General features: G+C 42.0%; 2 rRNA genes. Both read right to left on the minus strand.

The features are described 5' to 3' along the window. A 16S ribosomal RNA gene (locus JMW94_RS14690) occupies positions 1-335 on the minus strand; the annotation flags it as partial. A 708-nt stretch (positions 336-1,043) separates the two neighbouring features. Next, positions 1,044-1,158, minus strand: a 5S ribosomal RNA gene (gene rrf / locus JMW94_RS14695). Positions 1,159-1,161: the final 3 nt, after the last annotated feature.

Genomic DNA, 1,161 nt, shown 5'->3' on the forward strand with positions numbered 1-1,161 from the left:
GTCCGGGCCGTGTCTCAGTCCCGGTGTGGCTGATCATCCTCTCAGACCAGCTACAGATCGTCGCCATGGTAGGCCTTTACCCCACCATCTAGCTAATCCGACTTAGGCTCATCTAATAGCGAGAGCAGTAAACTGCCCCCTTTCTCCCGTAGGTCGTATGCGGTATTAATACGAGTTTCCCCGTGCTATCCCCCACTACTAGGTAGATTCCTAAGTATTACTCACCCGTCCGCCGCTCGACGCCTGATAGCAAGCTATCATCGTTTCCGCTCGACTTGCATGTGTTAAGCCTGCCGCCAGCGTTCAATCTGAGCCATGATCAAACTCTTCAGTTTAATCTTGCTATGAAGCTCTTTAAAGAAGCTTCTAAACTTGGCTCATCTAATCTGGCAAAATCGCTAAAAATTATGTTCGTAATGAATTAACTTTGAGTTTTTCTGCTGTCTTAAATGATAATTTTTATAGTTAGAATGAACTCCGAAAAGGAGTTAAAACCAACTTTATTTTTTAGCATTCTGAATCAGCAAAAATCCACACAAGTTGTTCTTTAGTTATGCTTTTAAATAGTGCTCAATCACTGTCGTCCAGTAACTGATATATAGGGTATTGCTTTCACTATCTGTCTTAGTCCGTTGCCGGTTAAGCCATCTAGCGAGCCGACTATCTTATCATAATGATTTGAATTGTCAAGCTTTTTTATAATTTGTTTCTTCAAGTTAACTGGGTTATTTATGTGTAATCTACACACTAATCACTGCCAGCTCGTCTTGTGTGGGCGTATTATAGACGCTTTAAATCTTGAGTCAAGAGGTAATTTCTATTTAGTGTGAAATAGCTTGATTATCTAAGCTTCCAAACCACTTGCCTTTCGATTGGGCGGCAGTCTACGAGGGCTTTGGACTGGGTCAAGACTAACGTATTTATTTTTATGGCCATTTCACTGAGTAAAACTAGAGACTGTATATTAGAAATATCCAGCACCAAAACGGACAAAGAAAAGCCCCCAACGAATTAACGTTGGGGGCTTTTACTTTAGAATAGAGAGCTGACGATGACCTACTCTCACATGGACGAATCCACACTACCATTGGCGCAATGATGTTTCACTTCTGAGTTCGGGAAGGGATCAGGTGGTGCCATCATGCTATTGTCGTCAGCAAA

It is taken from the genome of Psychrobacter immobilis, assembly GCF_904846185.1.
Lineage (GTDB): Bacteria > Pseudomonadota > Gammaproteobacteria > Pseudomonadales > Moraxellaceae > Psychrobacter > Psychrobacter immobilis_B.